At 50.4% G+C, this 3,329-nt stretch carries 3 protein-coding genes; all 3 read right to left on the minus strand.

Translation table 11 applies throughout. The annotated features are described in order from the left end of the window. On the minus strand, positions 1-361 hold a 361-nt coding region (locus tag H8S64_RS22665), incomplete at its 3' end, for a DUF6531 domain-containing protein (protein WP_366483082.1). A gap of 671 nt (positions 362-1,032) precedes the next feature. Next, positions 1,033-1,449, minus strand: coding sequence for a hypothetical protein (locus H8S64_RS21895; protein ID WP_186978703.1), 417 nt, complete (start codon positions 1,447-1,449; stop codon positions 1,033-1,035). Positions 1,450-1,454: 5 nt separating this feature from the next. After that, the coding region (locus H8S64_RS21900) for an RHS repeat-associated core domain-containing protein (protein WP_186978704.1) at positions 1,455-3,329 on the minus strand (1,875 nt) is incomplete at its 5' end.

Below are 3,329 nucleotides of genomic sequence, written 5' to 3' on the forward strand. Positions count from 1 at the left end.
TGCGGCGCAGCGTGGTGCGTTCGGAGCGCATGTAGAATTCTCCGCCCGGTGCTATCGCCGGGAACGGCACGGCACGTCCGTCCTCCATGCGCAGCATCGTCACGTCTTCGTCCTCGAAGTTCTCCACCGTGCGGTCGTACCGGCAGTGTGTCCCGTGTCCGAGCCATCCCTCATAATCCGAGTCGGAATACCACGCCCTCGTCCATTCCAGCGGCAGCGGAGAGGGGAACCCGAAGTCCGTGCCTTCGTAAACCACGGCTCCGTTTACAAGGTTCACCGGCTCGAAACCGTTCTTGCACAGGTATGCGCTCAGTTTCTTTGTTGCGGGGAACAGTTCCTGTATCTTCGTGTTCTTGAGCACCTTGTGGTTGAATGCCTTGAGTGCCTTTCCGACTCCCTTGCTTCCGAGCTTTATCAGCGAACTGAATCCGATGCTTGCAGCAAGGCCGGCCAGCATTCCTCCCCAGTCTGGGACATAGGGACCGCCCACCATCACGGGCTTTCCGGTCGGCACCGGGAGTGAGAAGGAGGTCGGCGCGAACAGGCTCGGTATGAGCCGTGTCTTTCCCGCCTTGTTCTTTCCTACGCCTGCCGACAGGGGTATGCCCACGTCGTTGCAGGTCATCACCATGTATCCCTTCGGGCTCATGCGGCTGCCGTCGCAGAACGTGTTCTGCGACGGCGAAGAAGTTCATGCTTTCGTGGCCGATCATGGATGCCATGGCAAACGGGCCGGCAAGCGGTATGTGCGTTAGGGGGATGATCATCCCGCCCGTATCGGATACGCCGCGCTTCAGTCCGTTCACGCTTACGTTCGTACCCAGGAACGGTATGTAGTCAGCGGGGTCTATCACCATCCCGATGTAGGGATGGATGGGATTGAAGGGGGGAGCCGTCGTCACATGTACGTCAACTCCGATCACCATTGTGGTATGGCTGTCCGCTAAGAGCATATATAACTACATGTTTCTTTGAAAAGATGTTATTCTAACAACTTATCTATAAAATCATATCTTAAATAATTTTATTCAATTATCCAAGGGCGATATCTGCAATTCCAATTTTGGCAATTTCATAATGACCATTATTTATTTTTAATTGTATTCCACAGCCATGTTCTGCATCAACAGTTAATCTAAAATCTAATCCAAATAATTCTTTTTCGGATTGTTCAAATAATATAAATATAATCATCAATTCAATATCCGTAGATTCTATAGATATATTGTATGTCAATTTTACCCATTTTATAATTTCTTGACAGACTTGATTATACCATGTAGGGGTATCATTGATGAATGCTGCTATTTTACTACGGTAGTCTAATGTTAACTCTTCTTCAGATGCTTCTAATTCATCTGAAATAACGACCATTAAATTCTTGTTTAAATATTCTGAAAATATATTCAGAGTATAATTGTCATCAAAAGAAATTTTACTTGCTTCCATATTTATTATTTACAATTAATTGTTTTTGCTAATTTAACTGCTTCTATAGTATCATATTTAACATCATAATTCTGTTCAAAATACTTAACTCCTCCCTCATGAGGTAACCTTGCAATATGATCAGGCGTTTTAACCAGTTGCATAATACACTCATTTGTTTCAGGATTATATTTTGCATGATGCCATGTAACATCACCATAATTCGTTTGATGTGCCTTAATCGTTGGTTTCCCTCGTTTCCCAATTATATTAGCAGCTTCATTAGCTGCTTTATAGTCTAAATTTCGAGAGCCTTGCATTTTTATGGTAACTTGGACTAAGACTTGGTTCTGTGGAAATATTACTGGTTTGTATAATCCAAAGTAATCTAACCATATATTAGAATCTTCTACATATCCATACAGTGTAGGATTGTTACCTACCACTCCAATAGGGTCAGAAGAAATGTACATTCCCATTTGCGGAGAATAGTACCTGAATCTGTTGTAGTACAGTCCCGTCTCCTCATCCTCATACTGTCCCTGATAGCGGAAGGGTACGAGCGTTCGGTTTCCTTGGCATTCCTTCACTTCTCCGTACACGTCCAGGAACATCTCCCATACAAGGTTTCCCCTGCTGTCGTATGCCTGCATAGGCGTGCCCAGATAGTCATGCACTATCGTATAGCGTTCCCCGTCAGTGACTTTTGCCACCGGCGTGAACGATGTTCCGTCATATATCCATGTCACGAGGTTTTCCGGCTTCTCCGTGTCTTCGTATTCCTCGCGTCCGCTTCCGTCAGTGATGAGCCTCGGCCTGTCTGCCTCGCTGATTTCCCATTCGTGCAGTACCACGTTTCCGTCCCATCCGAACCGACGGATGGTTCCGTCCACGGTCTTCGACACGCGGCGTCCGAGTGCGTCATACCCGAAGTAGACGGTCTTTCCATCTGGTGTCTTCACTCCGGCAAGCATTCCGCTGGCCAGCCACTCGTAGCAGGTGTCTCCCGGCTGCCAGTCAGCAAACGGGGTGTACTTGCTTCCGGCACTGCCGCTTTCCCCGTTCTCCGTGGAAGAGAACAGTCCGAACAGCCCCTTCCTGATGCGGCCTGCACTGCCGCTGTTCATATCCGACAGGTTCCTGCGGCTTCTGTGCACGAGGTTCCCCTCGCAGTCGTAGCGGTAGTGGAACTCCCCGTCGCTTGTCAGCCGTCCGCCGCCGTCATACGTCCTGTCCCTTCTGTTTTCGCTGCGGTACAGGTTTCCCACCTTGTCGGGTGTGCGGAATATGCTCTCGTGCATGGAGTAGTCCGCCCTCACGAGGTTGCACATTCCGTCATAGTCGAAGATGACCGGTTCGGGAGAGAGGTTGCTGCGCATTGACATCAGCCTTGCGCCTACGTCCCACCGGTAGCTTCTCCATCCCGTATGCCTTTCGCCCGAATGCACGTGGCGGGAGCGTACAAGCCCCATGTCGTCATAGTCCGTGGTGATCCTTATCCCGCCCGTGGCGAAGCGTTCCGTCTCGCGTCCCGCATCGTCCCGCAGGATGCTGCTTTCCCAGGACTGTATGTTCTTTTTCCCTGTGTTCCTTTCCTCTGCGGATGCCCTGTCCGGTTCAGGCCTTTCCACCTCGGCCTTTATTTCTCCGACAAGTCCCGGACTGTCGTAGGACAGCCGCATGTCCGCTCCGAGCGAGCTTCTTACGCGGGTGCGCTCGCCGTATATGCTGTATTCCGATTCCACGGACATCACCTGCGTGAAGGTGTCGCCTCCCGGTAGGCCCGCCTTCTCGCATACCACACGTCCCATCGGGTCGCGCTCCAGCCTTATGCGTGCCTCCGTGTTGTCGGCCGATACCATCAGTCCGTTCCTGTCGTATCCGTATTCCTCCCTTGTGCC

It is taken from the genome of Butyricimonas hominis (assembly GCF_014287455.1).
In the GTDB taxonomy this organism is placed as follows: domain Bacteria; phylum Bacteroidota; class Bacteroidia; order Bacteroidales; family Marinifilaceae; genus Butyricimonas; species Butyricimonas muris.